Genomic DNA, 26,984 nt, shown 5'->3' on the forward strand with positions numbered 1-26,984 from the left:
ATTTGTTCGTTTAAGTTGTAAATATTTTCAGCGCGGCGATGTGATCCAGCAGATAGTTGTTTCCCTAGGATGTTGCAAATAAGTGTTTCAAATTGAAACACTTGGGGCCAAATATCAATGGCTTGGTAATTGCTTGTTGCTTCATCACAATTCATTCACTCAATAAAACCGAGGCCCGCAAGTTATGTCTATCGTTCGCCAATCTTCCTCCCGTCCATTGATTGCTGCCTATTTCGCGCTGATGCTCACGCTTACAGCGCAACAAAGCTGGGCGCATGGCGATGTTGTGCCTCAATCTGTTGATACATCCACCTTGCCACAGCTGGGCGCAAAGTGGCTAGATAACAACCCGTACTCAAGTGGTGCAGCGAACAAGGAAGCGTTGCGAATTGGTACATCTGCCTACAACCAAAATTGCGCACGTTGTCATGGACTTGAAGCTATTTCTGGTGGCATCTCACCCGACTTGCGCAAAATTGACAACGACTGTGCTGATTTGGCAGATGCAGCCAAAAAGAATGCCTGCTACCAAGAGATCAGCGAATACTTTGTAGCCACTGTGCGTCGCGGTCGCGTTCGCGATGGCCGTGTTTACATGCCTCCGTTTGAGGGCACACTCTCGCAAGAAGCGATTTGGTCAATCAAGACCTACCTCGAAACACGCCGTGAGCGTTAAGGAGCCCCTTTTGAAAGTTCTCAAATCGAACGAGCGATCAGGCTTGTCGCGTCGACAAGTGTTGGTGGCTGCGCCACTTTTGTTTGGCGTGAATGGATTGGTTGCTGCGCAAGAGCCAAGTCCCATGGAGAAGATTAAATCTAGGGGCGTGCTTAAGGTCGCGGTTTACAAAGACAACGCGCCATATTCCAGCGGGCCTAATGCTGACATTCAGGGTTTAGATGTGGCACTCGCCAGGGCGCTAGCTGCAAAGTTAAATTTGCAGTTGGCCTTGCTCCCCTTTGATGCGGGCGAAAACATGAATGATGATTTGCGCAACATGGTTTGGAAAGGTCATTACTTAGGCTACGGACCGGCCGATGTGATGATCCATGTGCCTGTAGATCGTTACTTAATGAACGAGAACAAGCAGGTGTTGATTTTTGGCTCTTATGTGCGTGAACATTTGGTGGTGTTGCACAGCGTTACAAAGCTGCCTCATGTGCAAAATCCAGAAGACCTACAAGGGAAAACGATAGCTGTAGAAAAAGGCAGTGGTGCGGCCAGTGCGTTGATGGGTTATCGCGGCGGCATGTTGCGTGAAAAGATTTCTATTTTCAAAGACGGTGTGGATGCTGCCAAGATGGTGACGACCGGTCAATTTGATGCAGCTTATGTGAGTCGTGCACAGGCAGAAGCCGCTGTGCATGCGGCTTCGGATAAATCGGCATGGGTTTTATCCTCGGTCGCATTGCCAGGTGTGATGCCCGCTGGATGGCCGTTGGGTTTGGCGGTCAAAGCCGACAACAAGGAGTTGGCCACTGCATTGGATGGCGCCTTGTCAGCATTGCGTCAGAGTGGCGAATTGTTGAAGTTATTTCAATCTCACGGATTGACGTTAGCCGCACCTTAAAGGCATACCATGCCCTCTTTAATAAGTCATGACTGATTTAATGATTGGTCGTGTTATCTAGGCTTCGCTCATGGAAAATCGAAAATCACTGGTCATCGGTGTACCTGCCGAGACTGCAGCAGGTGAGTCGCGCGTTTCAATAACGCCTGAAACAGCTAAAAAATTAATTGCGCAAGGCCATGTGGTCCGCATGCAGTCAGGTGCTGGCGTTGCTGCTAGCGTGCCCGACGATGCTTATGCGGCTGTGGGTGTTGAGCTGGTAGGTGCACAAGCTGCATGGTCGAGCGATTTGGTGCTCAAGGTGCGTGCGCCTGAGGCCGCAGAAGCTTCTAGCATCAAAACTGGCAGCACCGTGGTGGGTATGTTGGAGCCGTTCAATGCCGAAGGTTTGCAACGCTTGGCCTCTGCCGGTGCGACTGGTTTTGCGCTTGAAGCCGCACCGCGCACCACACGTGCACAAAGCATGGACGTGCTCTCTAGCCAAGCCAACATCGCGGGCTACAAAGCCGTCATGCTGGCGGCAGACAAATACCAACGTTTCTTCCCCATGCTGATGACGGCTGCGGGCACAGTTAAAGCTGCGCGCGTGGTCATCCTCGGTGTGGGCGTGGCGGGCTTGCAAGCCATTGCCACCGCCAAGCGTTTGGGCGCGGTGATTGAAGCCACCGATGTGCGCCCTAGCGTGAAAGAGCAGGTGGAGTCACTCGGCGCGAAGTTCATCGACGTGCCGTTTGAAAGCCAAGACGAAAAAGATGCGGCCGAAGGCGTTGGCGGTTATGCCCGCCCTATGCCACAAAGCTGGCTCGACCGTCAAAAGGTCGAAGTGGCCAAACGCGTGGCATTGGCAGACATCGTCATCACCACAGCACTCATCCCCGGTCGCGCAGCACCTGTGCTCGTGACCGAAGACATGGTCAAGGCCATGAAGCCAGGTGCAGTCATCATCGACATCGCTGCAGGCAAAGGTGCTGATGGCGTAGGCGGCAACTGTCCTTTGACTGAAGCTGGCAAGACTGTCATCAAACACGGTGTGACGATTGTGGGTGAGACCAACTTACCTGCATTGGTGGCAGCAGATGCAAGTGCACTGTATGCGCGCAATGTGTTGGACTTTTTAAAGCTCGTCATCAACAAAGAAGGTGCTTTGCACATTGACATGGAAGATGACATCGTGGCCGCATGCTTAGTCACCCGCGACGGCGCGGTTGTGAAGAAATAAACGAGATACAAAAATGGATGCAGTTTCCCCCACCCTCGTCAACCTGATTATTTTTGTACTGGCCATCTACGTGGGTTACCACGTGGTGTGGACAGTCACACCCGCACTACACACGCCTCTGATGGCGGTGACCAATGCGATTTCCGCCATCGTGATCGTGGGGGCTATGTTGGCCGCTGCGATGACTGAAACCACTTTGGGTAAAACCATGGGCGTACTCGCTGTGGCTTTGGCCGCAGTGAACGTGTTTGGTGGCTTCATGGTCACGCGTCGCATGTTGGAAATGTTTAGAAAAAAAGAGAAGCCAGCTAAAGCAGCTGCAGGAGACAAAGCATGAACTTAGACTTTGTTTCAATGAATTTGGTCACCTTGTTGTACTTGGTGGCGAGCGTGTGTTTCATTCAAGCGCTCAAAGGCTTGAGTCATCCCACCACATCCATTCGCGGTAACGTGTTTGGCATGACAGGTATGACGATTGCGGTCATCACCACCGCGGCCTTGATCGTCAAGTTGTCGGGCTCGGGCATGGGCATGAGCTGGGTGTTGCTGGGCCTCGTGATCGGCGGCGGCGCTGGCACGATCATGGCGCAACGCGTCGAAATGACCAAGATGCCTGAGCTGGTCGCTTTCATGCACAGCATGATTGGTTTGGCTGCGGTGTTTATCGCCATTGCCGCCACGGTTGAACCGGCTGCCTTTCAAATTGTTCAGAAAGCAGCAGACGGAACTGTGCCCGCAATCCCAGCTGGTAACCGTTTAGAACTGTTCTTGGGCGCTGCGATTGGTGCGATCACCTTCAGTGGCTCTGTCATTGCGTTTGGCAAGCTATCTGGCAAGTACAAGTTCCGCTTGTTCCAAGGCGCACCGGTGACGTTTGCAGGTCAGCATCAATTCAACTTGGTGTTGGGCTTGGCTACTTTAGGTCTGGGCCTGGTCTATACCGTCACGCAAGACATGAACGCGTTTTACGCCATGTTGGCACTGTCGTTTGTGATGGGTGTGCTCATCATCATCCCAATTGGCGGTGCAGATATGCCCGTGGTGGTATCTATGCTCAACAGCTATTCAGGCTGGGCGGCAGCAGGCATTGGTTTCTCGCTTAACAACAGCATGCTCATCATTGCCGGCTCATTGGTTGGTAGCTCTGGCGCGATCCTGAGCTACATCATGTGCAAGGCGATGAACCGTTCGTTCTTCAGCGTGATCTTGGGCGGCTTTGGTGCTGAGGCCGTCACGGCTGTTGGCGGCGCACAAGAGCAACGCCCTGTGAAGAGTGGCAGCGCAGATGACGCCGCCTACATCTTGGCTAACGCCGAGACCGTGGTGATCGTGCCTGGCTATGGTTTGGCCGTGGCGCGTGCGCAGCATGCGGTGAACGAGTTGGCTGAGAAGTTGATGCACAAAGGCATCAGCGTGAAGTACGCCATTCACCCTGTGGCAGGTCGTATGCCTGGCCACATGAACGTGTTGTTGGCCGAGGCCGAAGTGCCCTACGACCAAGTGTTTGAGATGGAAGACATCAACGGCGAATTTGGCCAAGTGGATGTGGCCATCGTTTTGGGTGCGAACGACGTGGTGAACCCCGCTGCGTTGGAAAAGGGCAGCTCGATTTACGGCATGCCGATTTTGGAAGCCTACAAAGCCAAGACGGTCATCGTCAACAAACGAAGCATGGCCTCCGGTTACGCAGGTTTGGACAACGAACTGTTCTACATGGACAAAACCATGATGGTGTTTGGCGATGCCAAAAAGGTCGTCGAAGACATGGTCAAGGCAGTGGACTGATTGGACTTAGTCCAAATCTAAGTTCACACCAACCTTCAGCACCCATTTGTCAACACTGCCACCTGATGGATTCAAGGGCTTGCCTAGTCCTAGGTTCCATCGGCTGCTGGCAAATTTTTCATCCCACACCCAATAAATCGTTTCGTCTCGTTCGCGTTGTGGACGAATGGCTGATATTGCGCCCCAGCCGCTGAAGTACTCCAGCCCCAATTGAGTTGTGCCGTTGATTCTTCTCGCGAGTTTGGCCGAGAGCTGAAATTGCGTTTGCTTGTTTAGACCGCTTAGCGGTATTTCAATCGACGGGTTCACCACGATGTGCCAAGTCGCCCAGCGGTAGCCAAAGATGGGGTTGATGTCTATGCTGTTATTGCCTTGTGATTCATACGCACTGGAGCTGTAACCCACGTCGCTGCGTACGCCCAAATAGAAACCATGGTGTGCATTGTGTTCGGCGACATACTGGGCTTCTACTTTGAGTCCATTGAGCTTGTCGTGTCCTTCAGCGCGTGACATCGGCAGTTCTAGGCCAATACTCCAGCCATTGCCAAGGCCGTAGCCATACTCCACCAATGTTTGAAAAACTTGACCATGCGGCGCTTCATCCATGAGTTTGGGCTTGGCAACGCTCATGATCAGCTCAATTTCAGCCTCACCTTTGTTCGGGATGTCGTCAGAGTAGACGCGTAATTCATACGGAGCAGCCCAAGCTGAAGACGAGCATGCCAAGCAAGTGATGAGTGTTCTGCTTGCTGTAGCTATAAGAGACAAGGTGCTGCTAAATCGCATGGTGAGGAGTGGCGTGAGCGTGTGAATGCATTGTCATTGAATCTTTAGAATTGCAGTGATTCAAAAGGCGGTTATTTCTTCATGCAGATCCACGGACACACATTACAAGCCGCCATCGTCGACCTCGACGGCACCATGGTCGACACCTTGGGTGATTTTGAAATTGCCCTCAATCGTTCGTTGACCGATTTAGATTTGCCGCCCGTGACGCGTGCCTTGGTTGAGCGCACGGTGGGCAAAGGCTCCGAGCATTTGATTCGCTCGGTGCTGGCACATCAGTTGGCTTTGCCAGAAGTCAAAGGTCTCGCCAACGTGTGCGATGCGCGCAGTGCCGAGAATTTGTATGAGCCTGCTTGGCAGCGTTACCAGCATCACTACCTCGCCATCAATGGCGAATTTGCCGCGGTGTATCCGGGTGTGGCGGAAGGTTTGCAACAGTTGCGCGATGCGGGTTTGCAGCTAGCGTGTTTGACCAACAAGCCCTTGTCGTTTGCCAAACCTTTACTGCAAGCCAAAGGGCTGGATTCGTTTTTCGCACATGTGTTTGGCGGCGACAGCTTTGAACGTAAAAAGCCAGACCCGTTGCCGCTGCTCAAAACCTGTGAAGCCTTAGGCGTCAAACCCTCCCAAGCCTTGATGGTGGGTGACTCAAGCAACGACGCCCAAGCCGCCCGTGCCGCGGGCTGCCCTGTGGTGTTGGTGCGCTATGGCTACAACCACGGCGAGCCCGTGGACGGCGTGGATGCCGATGCTCACGTAGATTCCCTGACGCAAATCCCACAAGCGCTGGTCGGCAAGGTCTGAGCCTTTGCTAAACTGCAGTCATGTTCATTCACCGCAGCACTGTCACAGGTTGTCACGACCGGGGAGCTTGGCCCTGGCGTACGCCGTCGTCTGCGCTTGTCTAAAAGCACGCTCAGGTTCACTGATGCCGTGCCCGCGCTGAAGCACACGCTAGCTGCTCAGCACTTGTCCGAATGAACGCCCCAGTGCGATGGGGTCGAGCTGTGGAGGCTCACAATGACTGAAACCGAATTCAAACAACTGGCCCAAGAGGGCTACAACCGCATCCCGTTGGTGGCCGAGGCCTTTGCCGACTTAGAAACCCCGCTCTCGCTGTATCTCAAGCTGGCCCATGTGCAAAACAAGGGCGAGCGCAGCTTCTTGCTGGAGTCTGTGGTGGGTGGCGAGCGCTTTGGGCGTTACAGCTTCATTGGTTTGCCCGCTCGCACGTTGTTGCGTGCCAGTGGTTTTGGCGAAGCGGCCAAGACCGAGGTGGTGACCGATGGCGTGGTGGTTGAAACCCACGCAGGCAACCCGCTCGACTTTGTGGCCGATTACCAAAAGCGTTTCAAAGTGGCATTGCGCCAAGGGTTGCCGCGTTTTTGTGGCGGCTTGGCTGGCTACTTTGGTTACGACACGGTGCGTCACATCGAAAAGAAGTTGGTCCACTCGTGCCCGCCCGATGATTTGGGTATGCCCGACATCTTGCTGCTGCAAACAGAAGAGTTGGCGGTGATTGACAACCTCTCAGGCAAGCTTTCGCTCATCGTCTATGCAGACCCCGCACAGCCCGATGCCTACCCACAAGCGCAGGCGCGTCTGGCTGAATTGAAGCAGCGCTTGAAAGCCCCTGCGCAAGCGCCATCGATTGCGCCTTGTACCAGCCATCCCGCTGAGCGCAGCTTTGCGAAAGACGATTACTTGGCGGCTGTGCTGCGTGCCAAAGACTTGATTGCAGCGGGTGACTTCATGCAAGTTCAAGTGGGCCAGCGCATTCACAAAAAATTCACGGCCAGTCCGCTGTCCTTGTATCGTGCGCTGCGTTCGTTGAACCCCAGCCCGTACATGTATTACTACAACCTCGGCGATGCCCATGTGGTGGGCGCATCGCCTGAGATTTTGGTGCGTCAAGAGTCCACACCCGAAGGGCAAAAAGTCACCATCCGTCCCTTGGCTGGTACGCGTCCACGCGGTGCAACGCCTGAGGCAGACAAGGCGGCAGAGGTTGAGCTCATCAACGATCCCAAAGAACGCGCCGAGCATGTGATGTTGATTGACCTTGCTCGCAACGACATTGGTCGCATTGCCAAGACAGGCAGCGTCAAAGTGACCGAGGCCTTTGTGGTGGAGCGTTACAGCCACGTGATGCACATCGTGAGCAACGTGGAAGGTTTGTTGCTCGACGGCGCAGATGGCCAACCGCTCACCAGCATGGATGTGCTCAAGGCCACATTCCCTGCGGGCACGTTGACCGGTGCGCCCAAAGTGCACGCGATGGAATTGATTGACCAGCTCGAACCCACCAAGCGCGGCTTGTACGGCGGCGCTTGTGGTTACCTCAGTTTTGCAGGCGACATGGATGTGGCGATTGCCATTCGCACGGGCATCATTAAAAACGACACGCTCTATGTGCAAGCTGCCGCCGGTGTGGTGGCCGATTCGGTGCCTGAGTTGGAGTGGCGAGAAACCGAACACAAAGCGCGCGCCTTGTTGCGTGCCAGCGAATTGGTTGAGGAGGGCTTGGAATGAGCAAGATCAAACTTCTCATGGTCGACAACTACGACAGCTTCACCTTCAACATCGTTCAATACTTTGGTGAGTTGGGTGCAGAGGTCGAGGTGTTTCGCAACGACGAAATCACACTCGAAGGCATCGCCGCGCGCAAGCCCGACCGCTTGGTGATTTCGCCTGGCCCATGCTCACCCGCTGAGGCGGGTATTTCGGTGGCGGCCATCCAGCACTTTGCTGGCAAGCTGCCTATCTTGGGGGTATGCCTGGGGCATCAAAGCATTGGCGCCGCATTTGGCGGCAAGATCATTCGTGCGCAAGAGTTGATGCATGGCAAGACCAGCATCATCACCACCACGCAAGAGGGCGTGTTTGCAGGGCTGCCCGAGAAGTTCACGGTCAACCGCTACCACTCGCTGGCGATTGAGCGTGCGTCTTGCCCCTCGTGCCTCAAGGTCACGGCGTGGACGGATGACGGCGAAATCATGGGCGTGCGACACACCGAGCTAGACATTCAGGGCGTGCAGTTCCACCCCGAATCCATCCTCACTGAGCATGGTCACGCCATGCTGAAAAACTTTCTGTAAAGGCTGGCGATGACAACCACTATCCATGCAATCACGCCCCAAGAAGCGTTACAGCGCGTCATCGAGCATCGTGAGATTTTTCACGACGAGATGCTGCACATCATGCGCCTCATCATGTCGGGCGAAATGTCTCCGGTGTTGATGTCGGCGTTCATCGCTGCTTTGCGCGTGAAGAAAGAAACGATTGGAGAAATCACTGCTGCAGCACAAGTGATGCGCGAGTTCTCCACCAAGGTGGATGTGCCCGACCGCACGCACATGGTGGACATCGTGGGCACAGGTGGTGATGGTTCGCATACCTTCAATATTTCGACTTGCTCGATGTTCGTGGTGGCCGCTGCAGGCGGCAAAGTCAGCAAACACGGTGGCCGCAGCGTGAGCAGCAAAAGCGGCAGCGCCGATGTGTTGGAGAGCTTGGGCGTCAACATCAATTTGCCGCCAGCGCAAATTGCCAAGTGCATTGCCGATGTGGGCATTGGCTTCATGTTTGCGCCCAACCATCATCCCGCGATGAAAAATGTGGCTCCGGTTCGCAAAGAGCTGGGCGTGCGCACCATCTTCAACATCTTGGGTCCACTCACCAATCCTGCCAGCGCTCACAATATTTTGATGGGTGTGTTTCACCCCGACTTGGTGGGTATCCAAGTGCGCGCTTTAGAGCGTTTGGGTGCCGAACACGCGTTGGTGGTGTACGGTCGCGATGGTCTGGACGAGGTGTCCTTGGGTGCGGCCACCTTGGTGGGTGAGCTCAAAGACGGCCAAGTGCGCGAGTATGAAATTCACCCCGAAGACTTTGGCTTTGCCATGAGCAGCAACCGCGCTTTGCGCGTGGAAACGCCAGAGCAATCGCGTGCCATGTTGCTGGGCGTGTTGGACAACCAAGCTGGTCCTGCACGCGACATTGTGGTGCTCAATGCTGGCGCGGCTTTGTATGCGGCCAATGTGGCTGACAGCATCGAAGCTGGCATTGCCCTTGCACGTCAAGTGCTGGCTTCGGGTGCAGCCAAGGCCAAGCTGGATCAATTGGTCACCGTGGCGCATCAGCTCACTGCTGCATAAATAAGCGCTTGGCGCAAGAAAGAAACACATGTCAGACATCTTGAACAAAATCGTGGCCGTCAAACACCAAGAGGTGGCAGCGGCCTTACAGCGCAAATCATTGGCGGCCATGCGTGCTGATGCCGAAAGCCGTGTGCTCACGCGTGACTTTGTGGGCGCGCTGCGCGCCAAGATTGCTGCGGGCTTGCCTGCGGTGATTGCCGAGATCAAAAAAGCCAGTCCATCCAAAGGTGTGATTCGTGAGGACTTCATTCCTGCCGACATCGCCCAAAGCTATGCCGAACATGGCGCAGCGTGTTTGTCTGTGTTGACTGACAAAGACTTCTTCCAAGGCCAAGTGGATTACCTCAAGCAAGCCCGCGCATCATGTGACTTGCCTGTGCTGCGCAAAGACTTCATGGTTGACCCGTATCAGGTGTACGAAGCGCGCGTGATGGGCGCGGACTGCATCTTGCTGATTGCCGCTTGCTTGACCGATACGCAAATGGCGGAGATGGAAGCCATTGCGCGCAACTTAGATATGGCTGTGTTGGTGGAAGTGCATGACGCGGCTGAGTTGCAACGCGCGCTCAAACTCAAAACGCCGTTGGTGGGCATCAACAACCGCAACTTGCGCACCTTTGAGGTGTCGCTCGACACGACGATTGGCATGCTCAAAGATGTGCCGGCTGACCGTTTGCTGATCACTGAGAGTGGCATCTTGCAGCGCAGCGATGTGCAAAAAATGCGCGATGCGAATGTGCATGCGTTCTTGGTCGGCGAGGCGTTCATGCGTGCCGCTGACCCCGGTAAAGCTTTGGCCGAATTGTTTGCTGCTTAACTGCGCATGATGGGTGACTTGTTTGGCGAAACGTTGCCGGCAGAGGTTGGTGCGCCGCATTTGACCCGTTGGTCGCCAGCTGATTGGGCTGTCCAGTCTGATTGGCAGCCTGTGCTCGATGCGTTTTGGCGCAGCGCACAAGGCATGTCATTGGCAAGTTTTGTGCAATCGCGCTTAGATGCTGGCGCGGTGGTGTATCCCAAGCATCCTTTGTGGGCGTTGCAGCTGACGCCTTTGTCCCAGGTGAAAGTGGTCATCTTGGGGCAGGACCCTTATCACGGGCCGCACCAAGCGCAAGGTTTGTCTTTTTCAGTGGCGCCTGGCGTCAAGATTCCGCCCTCGTTACGAAACATTTTCAAAGAGCTTCAACGTGACTTGAGTCAACCCGCGCCAACCAGTGGCTCTTTAGAGGCCTGGGCCAAGCGTGGGGTTTTGCTACTCAACACCAGTTTGACGGTGGAAGATGGCCAGCCCGCCAGTCATGCCAAGCGCGGGTGGGAGCAGTTGACGGATGCCTTGTTGACCGAGGTGGCGCGCACCGCGCCTGCGTGCGTGTACATGCTCTGGGGTGGTCACGCCCAAGCCAAGGCTGAATTGATTGAGCGCGAAACCTGTGCCCAGTCGACAGGTTTTCTGGGTTTGCGTGATGGCGCACCTCTCAAACGCGAGGCTTTGGTGCTCAAGGCTAACCATCCCTCGCCGTTGTCGGCCTTGCGCCCGCCACGGCCCTTCATCGGTTGCGGTCATTTTTCGCAAGCCAAGATTTGGTTGGCGCAGAAAAACCTGAGCTTGGAATGGAATTTGTGAGCCATTTGGGTCCGAAGACTCGCGAATACCCTAAAACTCTGCTATAGTTCGCGATTCGCCGGAGGGGTGCCCGAGTGGCTAAAGGGGGCAGACTGTAAATCTGTTGGCTTACGCCTACACTGGTTCGAATCCAGTCCCCTCCACCAGCGAAAACCAACAAGTAGAAGTGCCGGTAGGCCTGCAACTGTGACGATCTTTTCTGATCTGATGCGGGAGTAGTTCAATGGTAGAACCCTAGCCTTCCAAGCTAATGACGCGGGTTCGATTCCCGTCTCCCGCTCCACCTGTGGTTTTCGATGGATTGATTGGCGATCAATGATTTGCCCTTGTGGCTCAGTGGTAGAGCACTCCCTTGGTAAGGGAGAGGTCGCGGGTCCGATTCCCGCCAAGGGCACCAGAATTTTTGTGATTGACCTATTTTTTGGAGTCGAAAGATGGCAAAAGGAAAATTTGAACGTACCAAGCCGCACGTGAACGTGGGCACCATTGGTCACGTTGACCACGGCAAAACAACTTTGACAGCTGCGATCACCACGATCCTGTCTTTGAAGTTTGGCGGCGAAGCTAAGGCTTACGACCAAATTGACGCGGCTCCAGAAGAAAAAGCGCGCGGTATCACGATCAACACCGCTCACGTTGAGTACGAGACTGAAACACGTCACTACGCACACGTGGACTGTCCTGGTCACGCCGACTATGTGAAAAACATGATCACTGGCGCTGCTCAAATGGACGGCGCTATTTTGGTGTGTTCAGCTGCTGACGGCCCAATGCCACAAACTCGCGAGCACATCTTGTTGGCTCGTCAGGTGGGCGTGCCTTACATCATCGTGTTCTTGAACAAGTGCGACATGGTGGACGACGCTGAGTTGTTGGAATTGGTCGAAATGGAAGTTCGCGAACTTCTCGAGAAATACGACTTCCCAGGTGACGACACCCCAATCATTCAAGGTTCAGCTAAGCTGGCCCTCGAAGGCGACAAGGGTCCATTGGGTGAAGAAGCTATCCTGAAATTGGCTGCTGCTTTGGACAGCTACATCCCTACGCCTGAGCGCGCAGTGGACGGTGCTTTCTTGATGCCAGTGGAAGACGTGTTCTCGATCTCTGGCCGCGGCACTGTGGTGACCGGTCGTATCGAGCGCGGCATCATCAAAGTCGGCGAAGAAATCGAAATCGTGGGTATTGTTGACACAGTCAAGACCACTTGTACCGGCGTGGAAATGTTCCGCAAATTGCTGGACCAAGGCCAAGCTGGTGACAACGTTGGTATCTTGTTGCGCGGTACAAAGCGCGAAGACGTGCAGCGCGGTCAAGTGCTGTGCAAGCCAGGTTCAGTCAAGCCACACACACACTTCACAGCTGAGATCTATGTGTTGTCTAAAGACGAAGGCGGCCGCCACACACCATTCTTCAACAACTACCGTCCCCAGTTCTACTTCCGTACGACTGACGTGACAGGTGCTATCGAGTTGCCAGAAGGCAAAGAGATGGTGATGCCAGGTGATAACGTGTCGATCACTGTGAAGTTGATCCACCCCATTGCGATGGAAGAAGGCTTGCGCTTCGCTATCCGCGAAGGCGGTAAGACTGTTGGCGCCGGTGTGGTTGCCAAGATCATTGCTTAATTCACAAATTTAAGCGCTAGATTTAGGGGCGTAGCTTAGTGGTAAAGTTGCGGTTTCCAAAACCGTCGATGGGGGTTCGATTCCCTCCGCCCCTGCCACTAAAGTTTTAAAGCTCTGTGGTTTACCAAGCCCGCCAAGATGGCGGGCTTCGGTGTCTTAATCAACGCATAAAAAACGGTACAGGAAAACCCTCATTCATGTCTGCAGCAAATATTGAAACCGTCTCGACGACGGCCGACAAAGCAAAACTTGTCTTGGTGGTGGGGTTGGTCGTGGCTGCGTTGGCAGGTTTTTACATGCTGCCTGCGCAAGGTGCTATCGTCCAATGGCTGACATTGGTCGGTGGCTTGGTGGCTGCGGTGGTGGTTTTCTTGTTGTCTTTGCCTGGTCGCCAGTTGGTGGCTTTTGGTAATGACGCGTGGCGCGAAGTTAATAAGGTCGTGTGGCCAACTCGTAAAGAGTCCACGCAAATGACTCTGTATGTGTTTGCCTTTGTGGTGATCATGGCGCTGTTCTTGTGGTTGACCGATAAGACCCTCGAATGGGTGTTTTACGACCTGATTCTGGGCTGGAAAAAATAATGAGCGACATCATCGACAACGCCGCCGCTGACGCGGCTTCAACGCCACCTGCTTACGTGAATCCTGATTTGCGTTGGTATGTGGTTCATGCTTACTCCGGCATGGAAAAAGCCGTCGAGCGCAACATTCGCGAAAGCATTGCGCGCGCTGGCATGGAAACCAAATTTGGTCGTATCTTGGTGCCAACTGAAGAGGTGGTTGAGATGAAAAACGGCCAGCGTCGTACCGCTGAGCGCAAGTTTTTTCCGGGCTACGTGTTTGTTGAAATGGTCATGGATGACGAGTCATGGCACTTGGTGAAGCACACCAACAAGGTGACAGGTTTCGTGGGGGGGGCTAAGAACCGTCCTGCGCCCATCTCTGAAGCTGAAGTTCAGAAAATCGTGAGCCAAATGCAAGACGGTGCTGACAAGCCTCGTCACAAGGTGGAATTCATGGTGGGCGAGTTGGTGCGTGTCAAAGAAGGCCCGTTCACCGACTTCAATGGCTCCGTCGAAGAAGTCAACTACGAAAAGAGCAAGGTGCGCGTCTCGGTCACCATCTTTGGTCGTGCAACGCCAGTCGAATTGGAATTCGGTCAGATCGAAAAGACCTGATCGGTTTAAAAAGTTTGTGGTTTGGCGCTTCCCGACTCGGTGCCAAACATTAGAAGAGAGTCGTTAACCCCGGGGAGTTCGAAAGAACGTTTGTACCCGCAAGGAGAAAAGCATGGCGAAAAAAATCGTCGGTTTTATCAAGCTGCAAGTTCCAGCAGGTAAAGCTAATCCATCGCCACCTATTGGCCCAGCATTGGGTCAACGTGGTTTGAACATCATGGAATTCTGCAAGGCGTTCAACGCCCAGACCCAAGGCGTTGAGCCAGGTCTGCCATTGCCAGTGGTCATCACTGCATTTGCGGATAAGTCATTCACTTTCATCATCAAGACGCCTCCAGCGACCACCTTGATCAAGAAAGCTATCAAGTTGGACAAGGGTTCTGCCCGTCCACACGTCGACAAAGTTGGCAAGATCACTCGCGCTCAGCTCGAAGAGATCGCCAAAACCAAGATGGAAGACTTGAATGCTGCCGACTTAGACGCGGCTGTTCGCATCATCGCCGGCTCTGCCCGCTCGATGGGCGTGACTGTGGAGGGCGTGTGAGATGGCCAAGTTGACTAAAAAACAAAAAGCCTTCGAAGGCAAAGTTGAAAGCACCAAGCTGTACGCTTTGGTCGATGCCTTGGGTATTGTCAAAGAGTGCGCCACTGCCAAGTTCGATGAGTCCATCGACGTTGCAGTGCAACTCGGTATCGACGCTAAGAAATCTGATCAAGTGGTGCGTGGCGCCGTGGTCTTGCCTAACGGCACTGGTAAAACTGCTCGCGTGGCTGTGTTCGCACAAGGCGCAAAGGCTGAAGAAGCCAAAGCCGCTGGTGCTGACATCGTTGGTATGGACGACTTGGCCGCTATGGTCAAAGCCGGCGACATGCCTTTCGACGTGGTGATCGCTGCCCCTGACGCGATGCGCGTTGTGGGTACTTTGGGTCAAATCTTGGGCCCACGCGGTCTGATGCCTAACCCCAAAGTCGGCACCGTCACACCAGACGTCGCGACTGCTGTGCGCAACGCCAAAGCTGGTCAAGTCCAGTTCCGCGTTGACAAAGCCGGTATCGTGCACGGCACCATCGGCCGTCGTTCATTCGACACAGACAAATTGCAAGGCAACTTGGCTGCACTGATCGAAGCTTTGAACAAGGCCAAGCCTGCTTCAAGCAAGGGTGTTTACCTGCGCAAAGTCGCCGTGTCCTCCACCATGGGTGTGGGCGTGCGCGTTGATTTGCAAACTGTTGGCGCTTAAGGCGACGACTTTGAATCTGAGCGCGCAAGTCGCGCTCAAAAATCCGAACCACGTGAAAGCGTGGTTCAGAGTGGTGGGCTGAGGCAGCTTTTCGGAGTTGCACAGGCCATCCAAGACCGTTGGTGCGGGGCTTGCCCCGCTTAATTTGATTGACCAACGCAGATGGCGATCCCGCTCGACGGAATTCTTCCTGACAGTTAGGTCGCTGCAAAAGTGGCGTGTTGAAGGGCAAAAGCCTGACAACACATTTAAAGGAGTAGACCTTGAGTCTTAATCGCAGTGAGAAAGAAGCGGTCATTTCAGAAGTGACCACGCTCGCCGCCCAAGCTCAAACGCTGGTGATTGCGGAATACCGCGGCATCACGGTCGCTGACATGACCAAATTGCGCAACCAAGCGCGCAGCAACGGTGTGACCCTGAGCGTGTTGAAAAACACACTCGCACGCCGTGCTGTGACTGGTAGCTCATTTGAAGTTGTCGCCGACCAGATGACCGGCCCGCTGATCTATGGCTTCTCTGTTGACGCAATTGCTGCCGCTAAGGTGGTGGCTAACTTCGCGAAAACCAACGACAAGTTGGTGATCCGCGCTGGCGTTTACGGTGGTAAAGCTTTGGACGCGAACGGCGTTAAGCAATTGGCAAGCATCCCTTCGAAAGAAGTGTTGTTGGCTCAGTTGTGTGGCTTGTTGATGTCGCCTATGTCTCGCACCGCAGTGGTGTTGGGCGCTTTGGCTGCTCAAAAAGGCGAAACAGCTGCCGCTTAATGCGCAGCTTGTGTTTTAACTAATTGTTAGGAAATAAAAATGGCATTCGATAAAGACGCATTTTTGACCGCGCTCGACAGCATGACGGTCTTGGAACTCAACGAACTGGTGAAAGCCATCGAAGAGAAGTTTGGCGTGAGCGCTGCCGCTATGGCCGCTCCTGCTGCTGCTGGGGGCGGTGCCGCTGCTGCAGAAGAGAAGACTGAATTCAACGTCATGTTGATGGAAGCCGGCGCAAACAAAGTGTCCGTGATTAAAGCAGTTCGCGAAATCACCGGTCTGGGCTTGAAAGAAGCCAAAGACATGGTTGACGGCGCTCCAAAGGCTGTGAAAGAAGGCGCTTCTAAGGCTGACGCTGAAGCCGCTAAGAAGAAGCTCGAAGAAGCTGGTGCTAAGGTTGAACTGAAGTAATTCGGTTTCCCTTCAAGGCTGGAGTGTCCCGAATAGGGCCTCCAGCCTTCTGTGCTTACAGAGCGCACCCAAAAGCAGGTCGAAATTAACCTTCTTTTGAGTGTCTTCTGACCCCAACTGCAGAAGATGCCTTGGTTCGGGTTGCGTGCAATGCGCAACCGTCCGCCAACGCTGGTAGAGGCCAGCCGCCAAGCCTGATGTATGGGACGTGATGTCTCATGCAGAAAACAGTTCTGAAAGATCAAGCCCGGAGATCTCATGGCCTATTCATACACCGAACGCAAGCGTATCCGCAAGAGTTTCGGCAGCCGCGACAGCGTGCTGGAAATTCCTTATTTGTTGCAAATGCAAAAAGACGCGTATACCGCGTTTTTGCAAGCTGACGTCATCCCTAAAAAGCGTACCAACGAAGGTCTGCAAGCTGCTTTTGAAGCTGCATTCCCGATCGTGTCGCACAACGGTTTTGTCGAGATGAAATATCTCGAATACAACTTGGCCAAGCCCGCTTTTGACGTGCGCGAATGCCAAACCCGTGGTTTGACTTTCTCCTCAGCTGTGCGCGCACGCGTGCAACTCATCATTTACGACCGTGAGTCTTCGACGCCACAGTCCAAAGTGGTCAAGGAAGTGAAAGAGCAAGAGGTCTACATGGGCGAAGTGCCTTTGATGACTGACAAAGGTTCCTTCATCATCAACGGTACCGAGCGCGTGATCGTGTCTCAGTTGCACCGTTCACCTGGCGTGTTCTTCGAACACGACAAGGGCAAGACACACAGCTCTGGCAAATTGTTGTTCAGCGCGCGCATCATCCCCTACCGCGGTTCATGGCTCGATTTCGAATTCGATCCCAAAGACTTGCTGTATTTCCGCGTCGACCGTCGTCGCAAGATGCCCGTGTCTATTCTGTTGAAAGCCATCGGCTTGACACCAGAAACCATCCTCGCGAACTTCTTCGTGAACGACAACTTCCGCTTGATGGACAGCGGCGCACAAATGGAATTTGTGGCCGAGCGTCTGCGCGGCGAAGTGGCTCGCTTTGACATCACTGACAAAGCAGGCAAAGTGATCGTTGCCAAAGACAAGCGCGTGACTGCACGTCACACCCGCGAGTTGGACGAAAGCAAAACCACGCACATCAGCGTGCCAGAAGATTTCTTGATTGGCCGCGTGCTGTCCAAGAACATCATCGACAGCGACACCGGCGAATTGATTGCCCGTGCCAACGATGAGTTGACAGAAGCCTTGCTCAAGAAATTGCGCGAAGCCGGCGTGCAAGAACTGCAATGTATCTACACCAACGAACTCGACCAAGGTGCGTACATTTCGCAAACGCTGCGTACAGACGAAACCGTGGACGAATTCGCTGCACGCGTGGCCATCTATCGCATGATGCGCCCTGGCGAGCCGCCAACTGAAGATGCGGTGCAAGCTTTGTTCCAACGCTTGTTCTACAACCCAGACACGTACGATTTGTCGCGCGTGGGTCGTATGAAGTTCAACGCCAAAGTGGGTACTGCTGAATCTACAGGTCCTATGGTCTTGACCAACGACGACATCTTGTCAGTTGTGAAGATCTTGGTGGACTTGCGTAACGGCCGTGGCGAAGTCGATGACATCGACCACTTGGGTAACCGTCGCGTGCGTTGCGTGGGCGAATTGGCCGAAAACCAATACCGCACAGGTTTGGCACGTATCGAAAAAGCTGTGAAAGAGCGTTTGGGCCAAGCCGAGCAAGAGCCGCTCATGCCTCACGACTTGATCAACTCCAAGCCAATCTCTGCTGCGCTCAAAGAATTCTTCGGCGCATCACAGTTGTCACAGTTCATGGACCAAACGAACCCATTGGCCGAGATCACGCACAAGCGTCGCGTCTCTGCTTTGGGCCCAGGCGGTTTGACGCGCGAACGTGCAGGCTTTGAAGTGCGTGACGTGCACGTGACCCACTACGGTCGTGTGTGTCCCATCGAAACGCCAGAAGGTCCAAACATTGGTTTGATCAACTCTTTGGCTTTGTACGCCCGCTTGAACGAGTACGGTTTCATCGAAACCCCATACCGTCGCGTGGTCGATGCCAAAGTGACGATGGACATCGATTACTTGTCCGCCATCGAAGAAGGCAAATACGTCATCGCTCAGGCCAACGCGGCTTTGGATAAAGACGGCAAGCTGACTGGCGACTTGGTGTCTGCCCGTGAAAACGGCGAATCCATTTTGTGCGGCGCAGAGCGCATCCAGTACATGGACGTGTCTCCAGCTCAGATCGTGTCAGTGGCGGCCTCTTTGGTTCCGTTCCTCGAGCACGATGACGCGAACCGCGCGTTGATGGGTGCCAACATGTCACGCCAAGCCGTGCCTGTGTTGCGTCCAGAAAAACCAATGGTCGGTACCGGTATTGAGCGCGTTGCTGCGGTCGACTCAGGCACTGTGGTGACTGCTACTCGTGGCGGCGTGGTTGACTATGTTGACGCAACGCGCGTTGTGGTTCGCGTGAACGACGCTGAAGCCACAGCTGGCGAAGTGGGCGTGGACATCTACAACCTCATCAAGTACCAACGTTCGAACCAAAACACCAACATCCATCAGCGTCCAATCGTCAAGCGTGGCGACAAGATTGCTAAGGGTGACGTGGTGGCTGACGGTGCATCAACTGACCTGGGTGAAATCGCCATCGGTCAAAACATGTTGATCGCCTTCATGCCATGGAACGGCTACAACTTCGAAGACTCGATCTTGATCAGCGAGCGCGTGGTGGCAGAAGACCGCTACACCTCGATCCACATCGAAGAACTCGTGGTGATGGCGCGTGACACCAAGTTGGGTGCAGAAGAAATCACACGCGATATTCCAAACTTGGCTGAGCAACAACTCAACCGTTTGGATGACTCCGGCATCATCTACGTGGGTGCAGAAGTGCAACCCGGCGACACACTGGTCGGCAAGGTCACGCCTAAAGGCGAAACCACACTGACACCAGAAGAAAAACTGTTGCGCGCAATCTTCGGCGAAAAAGCCAGCGATGTGAAAGACACATCACTGCGCGTGAGCCAAGGTTCGCAAGGTACGGTCATCGACGTGCAAGTCTTCACTCGTGAAGGTATTGTTCGTGACAAGCGTGCTCAGCAAATCATTGATGACGAACTCAAGCGTTTCCGCCTCGACTTGAACGACCAGCTCCGCATCGTGGAAGCTGACGCGTTTGACCGTATCGAAAAACTCTTGAACGGCAAAACCGCCAACGGTGGTCCTAACAAGTTGGCCAAGGGCAGCAAGATCGACAAGGCCTATTTGGCTTCCGTCGAGAAGTTCCACTGGTTCGACATCCGTCCTTCTGATGAAGAAACTGCTGGCCAGTTGGAAAGCATCAAGAACGCGATGGAACAAACCCGTCACAGCTTTGACTTGGCCTTCGAAGAGAAGCGCAAGAAGTTGACGCAAGGCGACGAGTTGCCAGCAGGCGTGTTGAAGATGGTCAAGGTCTATTTGGCCGTCAAGCGTCGCTTGCAGCCTGGTGACAAGATGGCCGGTCGTCACGGTAACAAGGGTGTGGTGTCAAAGATCGTTCCGGTCGAAGACATGCCTTACATGGCCGACGGCACACCTTGCGACATCGTGTTGAACCCCTTGGGCGTTCCTTCACGTATGAACGTGGGTCAGGTGTTGGAAGTTCACTTGGGGTGGGCTGGTAAAGGTATTGGCCAACGCATTGGCAACATGCTCCAAGAGCAAGCCAAGGCCGCTGAAATCCGCGCCTTCATGGAAGAGTTGTACAACGGTTCTGGCCGCAAGGAAGACCTGAGCAAGCTCAACGACACGCAAATTGTCGAGATGGCTGGCAACTTGACCAACGGTGTGCCTTTCGCAACCCCCGTGTTCGACGGCGCTGCAGAAGAAGACATCCGCACCATGTTGAAGTTGGCTTACCCAGATGACATCGCCAAGGCTAAGGGTCTGACAGCTACACGTACACAAGCGAACTTGTTTGACGGTCGTACTGGCGAAGCTTTCGAGCGTCCAACCACCATCGGCTACATGCACTTCTTGAAGCTCCACCATTTGGTCGACGACAAGATGCACGCACGTTCTACCGGTCCATACAGCTTGGTCACACAGCAGCCGCTGGGTGGTAAGGCTCAGTTCGGTGGCCAGCGTTTCGGTGAGATGGAGGTGTGGGCTTTGGAAGCTTACGGCGCGTCTTACACATTGCAAGAAATGTTGACCGTCAAGTCCGACGACGTGCAAGGCCGTACCAAGGTGTACGAGAGCATTGTCAAAGGCGAGCACTCGATCGAAGCGGGCATGCCCGAATCGTTCAACGTGTTGGTCAAAGAAATTCGTTCATTGGGCATCGACATTGAGTTGGACCGCGCTTAAGCGGTTTGACGACATAAGGATTTAAAACATGAAATCATTACTCGACCTGTTCAAGCAGTTCACGCCCGATGAGCATTTCGATGCCATCAAAATTGGCATGGCTTCTCCTGAGAAGATCCGTTCATGGTCTTTCGGCGAAGTGAAAAAGCCAGAAACCATCAACTACCGTACCTTCAAGCCTGAGCGCGATGGTCTGTTTTGCGCCAAGATTTTTGGCCCTATCAAAGACTACGAATGCTTGTGCGGCAAATACAAACGCCTCAAGCACCGCGGTGTGATCTGCGAGAAGTGCGGCGTTGAAGTCACACAAACCAAAGTGCGTCGCGAGCGTATGGGTCACATTGACCTGGCCGCGCCTTGCGCCCACATCTGGTTCTTGAAGTCATTGCCATCACGTTTGGGCCTCGTGCTCGACATGACGCTGCGTGACATCGAACGCGTGTTGTACTTTGAAGCATATGTGGTGACCGATCCCGGCATGACACCTTTGAAGAAATTCGCCATCATGTCGGAAGACGATTACGAAGCCAAAGTGGTGGAGTACGGTGACGAATTCATCGCCAAGATGGGCGCTGAAGGCATCAAAGATTTGCTCGAAGGTCTCGACCTCGACGTTGAAATCGAGAAGCTGCGCAACGACCTGACCGGCTCTGAACTCAAGATCAAGAAAAACGCCAAGCGTTTGAAATTGATGGAAGCGTTCAAGAAGTCTGGCATCAAGCCCGAGTGGATGGTGTTGACCGTCTTGCCCGTGTTGCCACCTGATTTGCGCCCACTGGTGCCGTTGGACGGCGGTCGTTTTGCGACTTCCGACTTGAACGACTTGTACCGTCGCGTGATCAACCGTAACAGCCGTCTGCGTCGTTTGCTCGAGCTGAAGGCTCCAGAAATCATTGCACGCAACGAAAAGCGTATGTTGCAAGAAGCCGTGGACAGCTTGCTGGACAACGGCCGTCGCGGCAAGGCCATGACAGGCGCTAACAAGCGTGCCTTGAAGTCATTGGCTGACATGATCAAAGGTAAGAGCGGTCGTTTCCGTCAAAACTTGTTGGGTAAGCGCGTCGACTATTCGGGTCGTTCAGTGATTACCGTGGGCCCAACTTTGAAACTGCACCAGTGCGGTTTGCCAAAGTTGATGGCGCTCGAGTTGTTCAAGCCCTTCATCTTCTCGCGTCTCGAAGCCATGGACATCGCGACCACCATCAAGGCTGCGAAGAAAGAAGTCGAATCCGGTTCAGCCGTGGTGTGGGACATCTTGGAAGAGGTGATCAAAGAGCACCCCGTCATGTTGAACCGTGCGCCTACGCTGCACCGCTTGGGTATTCAAGCGTTTGAACCTATCTTGATCGAAGGTAAAGCCATTCAGTTGCACCCACTCGTCTGTTCAGCGTTCAACGCCGACTTCGACGGTGACCAAATGGCCGTTCACGTGCCTTTGTCTGTGGAAGCACAGATGGAAGCCCGTACCTTGATGCTGGCTTCGAACAACATCTTGTTCCCTGCCAACGGCGAACCTTCTATCGTTCCTTCACAAGACGTTGTGTTGGGCTTGTACTACGCCACCCGTGACCGTATCAACGGCAAGGGCGAAGGCTTGGTGTTTGCCAACTTGACCGAAGTGCAACGCGCTTTGGACGCTGGCGTGGTCGAGTTGACCGCTAAAGTGGCCGTGCGTTTGACCGAGTGGACCAAGGACAAAGAAACTGGTGAATTCGTGCCAACCACTAGCTTGGTAGACACAACAGTTGGCCGTGCTTTGTTGTCAGAAATCTTGCCTAAGGGCTTGCCTTTCTCGAACATCAACAAGTCGTTGAAGAAGAAAGAAATTTCTAAGCTCATCAACGTGTCATTCCGCAAGTGCGGTTTGAAAGAAACCGTCGTGTTCGCTGACAAGCTGTTGCAAAACGGTTTCCGTTTGGCCACACGCGCTGGTATCTCGATTGCCATCGATGACATGTTGGTGCCGCCAGAAAAAGGCGCCATCATCAGCGCGTCTGAAAAAGAAGTCAAAGACATCGAACAGCAATACGTGTCTGGTTTGGTGACTTCTGGCGAGCGTTATAACAAGGTGGTTGACATCTGGGGTAAGGCTGGCGACGCTGTGTCAAAGGTGATGATGGACCAACTCCGCAAAGAGAAGACCATCGACCGTCACGGCAAAGAAGTCGAACAAGAATCGTTCAACTCCATCTACATGATGGCCGACTCTGGCGCTCGCGGTTCTGCCGCTCAGATCCGTCAGTTGGCTGGTATGCGTGGTCTGATGGCCAAGCCTGACGGCTCCATCATTGAAACACCTATCACGGCGAACTTCCGTGAAGGTCTGAACGTGTTGCAGTACTTTATTTCCACCCACGGTGCACGTAAAGGTCTGGCCGACACGGCGTTGAAGACAGCGAACTCCGGTTACTTGACACGTCGTTTGGTTGACGTGACCCAAGACTTGGTGGTCACTGAACACGATTGCGGCACGACCAATGGTCAACTGATGCGCGCCATCGTTGAAGGTGGTGAAGTGATCGAATCCTTGCGCGACCGCATCTTGGGCCGTACAGCGATTGAAGATGTGCTGAACCCAGAAACACGTGCGGTGTTGGTCAAAGCTGGCGTCATGCTGGACGAAGACATCATTGACGAAATTGAAGCCGCAGGCGTCGACGAAGTCAAAGTGCGCACCGCATTGAATTGCGAAACACGCTTCGGCTTGTGCGCCATGTGTTACGGCCGTGATTTGGGTCGCGGCGGCCTGGTGAACAACGGTGAAGCTGTCGGCGTGATCGCTGCGCAGTCCATCGGTGAACCCGGTACACAGCTGACCATGCGTACGTTCCACATCGGTGGTGCAGCGTCTCGTGCGGCTGTCGCGTCTAGCGTCGAAGCCAAGTCGAACGGTGTGATTGGTTTCAACGCCACCATGCGCTATGTGTCCAACACCAAAGGTGAGTTGGTGGTGATTTCTCGCTCTGGCGAGATCGTCATCCACGACGAACATGGTCGCGAGCGTGAGCGCCACAAAGTGCCATACGGTGCGATCTTGGCCATCAAGCCAGACCAAACCATCAAGGCCGGCGTGATCTTGGCGAACTGGGATCCATTGACACGACCCATCATCACTGAATTCGCCGGTAAGGTGCAATTCGAAAACGTCGAAGAAGGCCTCACTGTGGCCAAGCAAATGGACGAAGTCACTGGCTTGTCCACCTTGGTGGTGATTGACCCGAAACGTCGCGGCTCTACCAAGGTGGTTCGCCCACAGGTCAAGCTGATCGATGCCTCTGGCAAAGAAGTCAAGATTCCTGGTACAGACCACGCGGTGACGATTGGCTTCCAAATTGGCGCGTTGCTGCAAGTGCGCGACGGCATGGATGTGGGCCCAGGCGAAGTCTTGGCACGTATCCCTGTTGAAGGTCAAAAGACCCGCGACATTACCGGCGGTTTGCCACGTGTGGCCGAACTGTTCGAAGCACGCTCACCCAAAGACAAGGGCATGTTGGCTGAGATGACTGGTACCGTGTCGTTTGGTAAAGAAACCAAAGGCAAGGTTCGTTTGCAGATCACTGACCCAGAAGGCAAAGTGTGGGACGAACTCATTCCTAAAGAGAAGAACATCTTGGTTCACGAAGGCCAAGTGGTCAACAAAGGCGAGAGCGTTGTGGACGGCCCAGCCGACCCACAAGACATCTTGCGTTTGCTCGGTATGGAAGAGCTGGCTCGCTACATCGTCGACGAAGTGCAAGACGTTTACCGTTTGCAAGGCGTGAAGATCAACGACAAGCACATCGAAGTGATCGTGCGTCAAATGTTGCGTCGTGTCGTCGTCGGTAGCGTGGGTGACTCTAACTACATCGCTGGCGAACAAGTTGAGCGTTCTGAAATTCTCAACACCAACGAAGCACTGCAACGTGATGGCAAAGTCCCCGCGACTTTCACCAACTTGTTGTTGGGTATTACCAAAGCGTCCTTGTCGACCGATTCGTTCATCTCTGCGGCTTCTTTCCAAGAAACCACACGTGTGTTGACCGAAGCGGCCATCATGGGCAAGCGCGACGAATTGCGCGGCTTGAAAGAAAACGTCATCGTCGGCCGCCTGATTCCTGCAGGTACCGGCATGGCTTATCACAAAGCACGCAAGGTCAAAGACGCGATGGACGACGCCGAGCGCCGCGCCATTGCTGAAGCCGAAGCTGCTGAGTTGGCTGGAGAATCTTCTGACGAAGAGACCCAAGTCGATCACGGCGCTGGCGAAGAAGCGTAAAGCGACCCCCTCAACAAAGGCCCGAAAGGGCCTTTGTTGTTTGGGCTCAACGGAGAAAGCACAAGGAGTTCAACATGCTTGATGCGTGGTGGTTTTGGCTGTTCGTGGCCGTGATGGTGTTTTGGAGCGTAGGTGCGTACCGCCGTTTGGTGGGCTTGCGCACGGCGGTGAACAAACAGTTTGCTGTGCTCGAAGAGCTCATGCTGCGTTACCAAGCGCTGGTGCAAGAGGCCACGACCGCGGCGGTCACTTCGCCTTCGGGTTGGCAAACCGCGGTGTCGCCCGAGCTGGGTGCCAGCCATTGGACGCGTTTGCAAGTTGCTGCCAATTTGTCGGCCATGGCCTTGGCGCGCATGCAAGAGCATCCCTTGGACCCTTCATCTTCTATTGCCTTGGTGGCTACGAGTCGTGACTTGCAAGATGCATGGGAAGCCCTCACGCACCCCGATGTGTATTACGTTTCTGTGCCTGCTGAATTGACGCAACGATGGGCCGAGCTGGGCATTGCGACACAGCCAGATTTGCAGCGCTTTAACCAAGCTGTGACCCATTACAACGAATCGATTGACATGTTCCCCGCTACTTTGATGGCGCGCTTGTTCAAATTCAAACCCGGACGCATATTGGAATGAATGATCACAAAAACACCTCTGTCCCACTGTGGCAGCAGCTGCAAGCTGTAGCCCAAGCCTTGGCGCAAGTGCGGCGTGGTGTGTCTGGCACGGCAGCCCTAGAGGCTGTGCCGTCAAGCTTGCGCCCTGGCGTGCAAGCCTTGCTGTTTCAGGCCTTGCGCCAGTTGGGGCGTGCGCAAGCCTTGCGTGCGCAACTGGCGTCGCGTGCGCCTGCACCTTTACCAGATGCCTTGCTGTGTACCGCACTGGCTTTGGCGTGGGACCCAGAGAATGCGCCTTACGAGCCCCACACCTTGGTCAACCAAGCTGTGGAAGCTGCCAAAAAAACGCGAAGCTTGCAAATGCAAGCCAACTTTTTAAACGCTTGCTTGCGCCGCTTTTTGCGAGAGCGAGATGCCTTGGTCAAAGCCACAGACAACGACGTGCACGCGCAATGGAATCATCCTGAGTGGTGGGTTAAGCGCTTGCAAAAAGACCACCCCGACCATTGGCAAGACATCCTGCAGGCGAACAACCAAGCCGCACCCATGACATGGCGGGTCAACACCTCGCGCATCAGCCGTGAGGCGTTACAAACTGATTGGGCCAACCACGGCATCGTCTCGCAGCCTGTGGGCGAGCAAGGCTTGGTACTGGCGCAAGCCCACAGCGTGCGCGACATACCTGGATTTGCCGAAGGTCTGTGTTCGGTACAAGATGCCGCTGGCCAATGCTCAGCGCAAATTTTGCTCAAAGACCTCGCGCCCGTAGATCAAAAACTGCGCGTGCTCGACGCTTGCGCAGCACCCGGGGGCAAGACAGCGCACTTGCTGGAGCTGCTCCGCGACACCTCTGAAGTTATCGCTCTCGACATTGATCCACAACGCTGTGAACGCATCACGCAAAACTTGCAACGCATTGGCCGCTCAGCCAAGGTGATTGCCGCCGATGCGGCACAAACCAAAACATGGTGGGACGGCCAATTGTTTGATGCAATTCTTTTGGATGCTCCGTGTACGGCCTCGGGCATCGTGCGACGTCACCCAGATGTGCGTTGGTTGCGTCGTGAGGCTGATATCGACAAGCTGGCTGCGATTCAGAAAAATTTACTCAAACAGTTGTGGCCTTTGGTCAAACCTGGTGGTCGCTTGTTGTACTGCACCTGTTCAGTTTTCAGAGCTGAAGGCGAGAACCAAGCCAAAACGTTTGTTGAACACAACACCAATGCCCGTTTACTGCCGTCTCCGGGGCATTTAAGACCCCAAAGTGGCTCAACAACTGCCGTGCTCACCGACAATCTACAGGGTGACCACGATGGCTTTTATTACGCACTGCTGGAAAAATCTTCTGCGCCTTGATCTGCTCATTTTGGGTGGCCTCAAACGCG

At 54.2% G+C, this 26,984-nt stretch carries 23 protein-coding genes and 4 tRNA genes; 26 read left to right on the top strand and 1 reads right to left on the bottom strand.

Annotated elements, in window-relative coordinates:
• Positions 1-241 precede the first annotated feature (241 nt).
• From pedF to C5F52_RS22110, 5 genes are all read left to right on the top strand, one after another.
• Entirely contained in the window at positions 242-676 is a 435-nt protein-coding gene (pedF, locus tag C5F52_RS22090) for a cytochrome c-550 PedF (RefSeq protein WP_236657971.1), read from the top strand.
• A gap of 124 nt (positions 677-800) precedes the next feature.
• On the top strand, positions 801-1,568 hold the full coding sequence (locus C5F52_RS22095; protein ID WP_161499750.1) for an ABC transporter substrate-binding protein: 768 nt from the start codon (positions 801-803) through the stop codon (positions 1,566-1,568).
• A gap of 88 nt (positions 1,569-1,656) precedes the next feature.
• Positions 1,657-2,787: a Re/Si-specific NAD(P)(+) transhydrogenase subunit alpha gene (locus C5F52_RS22100; RefSeq protein WP_104800575.1), complete on the top strand. Its 1,131-nt coding sequence runs from the start codon at positions 1,657-1,659 to the stop codon at positions 2,785-2,787.
• 13 nt (positions 2,788-2,800) lie between these two features.
• Positions 2,801-3,124, top strand: coding sequence for an NAD(P) transhydrogenase subunit alpha (locus C5F52_RS22105; protein WP_104800521.1), 324 nt, complete (start codon positions 2,801-2,803; stop codon positions 3,122-3,124).
• On the top strand, positions 3,121-4,572 hold the full coding sequence (locus C5F52_RS22110; RefSeq protein ID WP_104800522.1) for an NAD(P)(+) transhydrogenase (Re/Si-specific) subunit beta: 1,452 nt from the start codon (positions 3,121-3,123) through the stop codon (positions 4,570-4,572). Before C5F52_RS22105 ends, C5F52_RS22110 begins: the two co-directional genes overlap by 4 nt.
• A gap of 6 nt (positions 4,573-4,578) precedes the next feature.
• Here the strand turns inward: C5F52_RS22110 and C5F52_RS22115 are convergent, their stop codons facing one another.
• Positions 4,579-5,202 (bottom strand): hypothetical protein, encoded by a 624-nt coding sequence (locus C5F52_RS22115; protein WP_146100139.1) that lies wholly within the window; start codon positions 5,200-5,202, stop codon positions 4,579-4,581.
• Positions 5,203-5,439: 237 nt separating this feature from the next.
• On the opposite strand from C5F52_RS22115, the gene C5F52_RS22120 reads away from it, so the two are divergent.
• From C5F52_RS22120 to rsmB, 21 genes are all read left to right on the top strand, one after another.
• A complete protein-coding gene (locus C5F52_RS22120; protein WP_104800524.1) occupies positions 5,440-6,162 on the top strand; it encodes a phosphoglycolate phosphatase in 723 nt (240 codons plus the stop codon).
• Positions 6,163-6,378: 216 nt separating this feature from the next.
• Entirely contained in the window at positions 6,379-7,890 is a 1,512-nt protein-coding gene (gene trpE / locus C5F52_RS22125) for an anthranilate synthase component I (protein WP_104800525.1), read from the top strand.
• Positions 7,887-8,456, top strand: coding sequence for an aminodeoxychorismate/anthranilate synthase component II (locus C5F52_RS22130; protein WP_104800526.1), 570 nt, complete (start codon positions 7,887-7,889; stop codon positions 8,454-8,456). Before trpE ends, C5F52_RS22130 begins: the two co-directional genes overlap by 4 nt.
• A gap of 9 nt (positions 8,457-8,465) precedes the next feature.
• Complete coding sequence (gene trpD / locus C5F52_RS22135) at positions 8,466-9,515, top strand: anthranilate phosphoribosyltransferase (protein ID WP_104800527.1); 1,050 nt, start codon at positions 8,466-8,468, stop codon at positions 9,513-9,515.
• A 28-nt stretch (positions 9,516-9,543) separates the two neighbouring features.
• Entirely contained in the window at positions 9,544-10,335 is a 792-nt protein-coding gene (gene trpC / locus C5F52_RS22140) for an indole-3-glycerol phosphate synthase TrpC (protein WP_104800528.1), read from the top strand.
• 9 nt (positions 10,336-10,344) lie between these two features.
• On the top strand, positions 10,345-11,142 hold the full coding sequence (locus C5F52_RS22145) for a uracil-DNA glycosylase (RefSeq protein WP_104800576.1): 798 nt from the start codon (positions 10,345-10,347) through the stop codon (positions 11,140-11,142).
• 60 nt (positions 11,143-11,202) lie between these two features.
• Positions 11,203-11,288 (top strand) — tRNA-Tyr (locus C5F52_RS22150).
• A gap of 63 nt (positions 11,289-11,351) precedes the next feature.
• Positions 11,352-11,425, top strand: a tRNA-Gly gene (locus C5F52_RS22155).
• 39 nt (positions 11,426-11,464) lie between these two features.
• Positions 11,465-11,539: transfer RNA gene (locus C5F52_RS22160), tRNA-Thr, on the top strand.
• A gap of 37 nt (positions 11,540-11,576) precedes the next feature.
• Positions 11,577-12,767, top strand: coding sequence for an elongation factor Tu (gene tuf / locus C5F52_RS22165; RefSeq protein ID WP_104796798.1), 1,191 nt, complete (start codon positions 11,577-11,579; stop codon positions 12,765-12,767).
• A 24-nt stretch (positions 12,768-12,791) separates the two neighbouring features.
• Positions 12,792-12,865: transfer RNA gene (locus C5F52_RS22170), tRNA-Trp, on the top strand.
• Positions 12,866-12,964: 99 nt separating this feature from the next.
• Positions 12,965-13,348: a preprotein translocase subunit SecE gene (gene secE / locus C5F52_RS22175; protein ID WP_104800529.1), complete on the top strand. Its 384-nt coding sequence runs from the start codon at positions 12,965-12,967 to the stop codon at positions 13,346-13,348.
• Complete coding sequence (nusG, locus tag C5F52_RS22180; protein ID WP_104800530.1) at positions 13,348-13,944, top strand: transcription termination/antitermination protein NusG; 597 nt, start codon at positions 13,348-13,350, stop codon at positions 13,942-13,944. The genes secE and nusG overlap by 1 nt, the downstream gene beginning before the upstream one ends.
• 112 nt (positions 13,945-14,056) lie before the next feature.
• Positions 14,057-14,488 (top strand): 50S ribosomal protein L11, encoded by a 432-nt coding sequence (gene rplK / locus C5F52_RS22185; RefSeq protein ID WP_104800531.1) that lies wholly within the window; start codon positions 14,057-14,059, stop codon positions 14,486-14,488.
• A 1-nt stretch (position 14,489) separates the two neighbouring features.
• A complete protein-coding gene (gene rplA / locus C5F52_RS22190; RefSeq protein ID WP_104800532.1) occupies positions 14,490-15,185 on the top strand; it encodes a 50S ribosomal protein L1 in 696 nt (231 codons plus the stop codon).
• Positions 15,186-15,448: 263 nt separating this feature from the next.
• The gene (gene rplJ, locus C5F52_RS22195) at positions 15,449-15,949 is read left to right on the top strand and encodes a 50S ribosomal protein L10 (protein ID WP_104800533.1); all 501 of its coding nucleotides are present in this window, start codon (positions 15,449-15,451) and stop codon (positions 15,947-15,949) included.
• Between the two features lie 39 nt (positions 15,950-15,988).
• Positions 15,989-16,360: a 50S ribosomal protein L7/L12 gene (rplL, locus tag C5F52_RS22200; protein ID WP_104800534.1), complete on the top strand. Its 372-nt coding sequence runs from the start codon at positions 15,989-15,991 to the stop codon at positions 16,358-16,360.
• 258 nt (positions 16,361-16,618) lie between these two features.
• Entirely contained in the window at positions 16,619-20,731 is a 4,113-nt protein-coding gene (gene rpoB / locus C5F52_RS22205; protein ID WP_104800535.1) for a DNA-directed RNA polymerase subunit beta, read from the top strand.
• 28 nt (positions 20,732-20,759) lie between these two features.
• On the top strand, positions 20,760-24,986 hold the full coding sequence (gene rpoC, locus C5F52_RS22210) for a DNA-directed RNA polymerase subunit beta' (RefSeq protein WP_104800536.1): 4,227 nt from the start codon (positions 20,760-20,762) through the stop codon (positions 24,984-24,986).
• Positions 24,987-25,060: 74 nt separating this feature from the next.
• A complete protein-coding gene (locus C5F52_RS22215; protein WP_104800537.1) occupies positions 25,061-25,618 on the top strand; it encodes a LemA family protein in 558 nt (185 codons plus the stop codon).
• On the top strand, positions 25,615-26,955 hold the full coding sequence (gene rsmB / locus C5F52_RS22220; protein WP_104800538.1) for a 16S rRNA (cytosine(967)-C(5))-methyltransferase RsmB: 1,341 nt from the start codon (positions 25,615-25,617) through the stop codon (positions 26,953-26,955). The genes C5F52_RS22215 and rsmB overlap by 4 nt, the downstream gene beginning before the upstream one ends.
• The last annotated feature ends 29 nt before the right edge of the window (positions 26,956-26,984 follow it).

This window comes from Limnohabitans sp. TS-CS-82 (genome assembly GCF_002943475.1).

Excerpts from the sequence above, each read along its gene's own strand:
- pedF (WP_236657971.1), top strand. The coding sequence starts at position 242 with ATGCTCACGCTTACAGCGCAACAAAGCTGGGCGCATGGCGATGTTGTG.
- C5F52_RS22095 (WP_161499750.1), top strand. The coding sequence starts at position 801 with ATGGAGAAGATTAAATCTAGGGGCGTGCTTAAGGTCGCGGTTTACAAA.
- C5F52_RS22105 (WP_104800521.1), top strand. The coding sequence starts at position 2,801 with ATGGATGCAGTTTCCCCCACCCTCGTCAACCTGATTATTTTTGTACTG.
- C5F52_RS22110 (WP_104800522.1), top strand. The coding sequence starts at position 3,121 with ATGAACTTAGACTTTGTTTCAATGAATTTGGTCACCTTGTTGTACTTG.
- C5F52_RS22115 (WP_146100139.1), bottom strand. The coding sequence starts at position 5,202 with ATGAGCGTTGCCAAGCCCAAACTCATGGATGAAGCGCCGCATGGTCAA.
- C5F52_RS22120 (WP_104800524.1), top strand. The coding sequence starts at position 5,440 with ATGCAGATCCACGGACACACATTACAAGCCGCCATCGTCGACCTCGAC.
- trpE (WP_104800525.1), top strand. The coding sequence starts at position 6,379 with ATGACTGAAACCGAATTCAAACAACTGGCCCAAGAGGGCTACAACCGC.
- C5F52_RS22130 (WP_104800526.1), top strand. The coding sequence starts at position 7,887 with ATGAGCAAGATCAAACTTCTCATGGTCGACAACTACGACAGCTTCACC.
- trpD (WP_104800527.1), top strand. The coding sequence starts at position 8,466 with ATGACAACCACTATCCATGCAATCACGCCCCAAGAAGCGTTACAGCGC.
- trpC (WP_104800528.1), top strand. The coding sequence starts at position 9,544 with ATGTCAGACATCTTGAACAAAATCGTGGCCGTCAAACACCAAGAGGTG.
- C5F52_RS22145 (WP_104800576.1), top strand. The coding sequence starts at position 10,345 with ATGGGTGACTTGTTTGGCGAAACGTTGCCGGCAGAGGTTGGTGCGCCG.
- tuf (WP_104796798.1), top strand. The coding sequence starts at position 11,577 with ATGGCAAAAGGAAAATTTGAACGTACCAAGCCGCACGTGAACGTGGGC.
- secE (WP_104800529.1), top strand. The coding sequence starts at position 12,965 with ATGTCTGCAGCAAATATTGAAACCGTCTCGACGACGGCCGACAAAGCA.
- nusG (WP_104800530.1), top strand. The coding sequence starts at position 13,348 with ATGAGCGACATCATCGACAACGCCGCCGCTGACGCGGCTTCAACGCCA.
- rplK (WP_104800531.1), top strand. The coding sequence starts at position 14,057 with ATGGCGAAAAAAATCGTCGGTTTTATCAAGCTGCAAGTTCCAGCAGGT.
- rplA (WP_104800532.1), top strand. The coding sequence starts at position 14,490 with ATGGCCAAGTTGACTAAAAAACAAAAAGCCTTCGAAGGCAAAGTTGAA.
- rplL (WP_104800534.1), top strand. The coding sequence starts at position 15,989 with ATGGCATTCGATAAAGACGCATTTTTGACCGCGCTCGACAGCATGACG.
- rpoB (WP_104800535.1), top strand. The coding sequence starts at position 16,619 with ATGGCCTATTCATACACCGAACGCAAGCGTATCCGCAAGAGTTTCGGC.
- rpoC (WP_104800536.1), top strand. The coding sequence starts at position 20,760 with ATGAAATCATTACTCGACCTGTTCAAGCAGTTCACGCCCGATGAGCAT.
- C5F52_RS22215 (WP_104800537.1), top strand. The coding sequence starts at position 25,061 with ATGCTTGATGCGTGGTGGTTTTGGCTGTTCGTGGCCGTGATGGTGTTT.
- rsmB (WP_104800538.1), top strand. The coding sequence starts at position 25,615 with ATGAATGATCACAAAAACACCTCTGTCCCACTGTGGCAGCAGCTGCAA.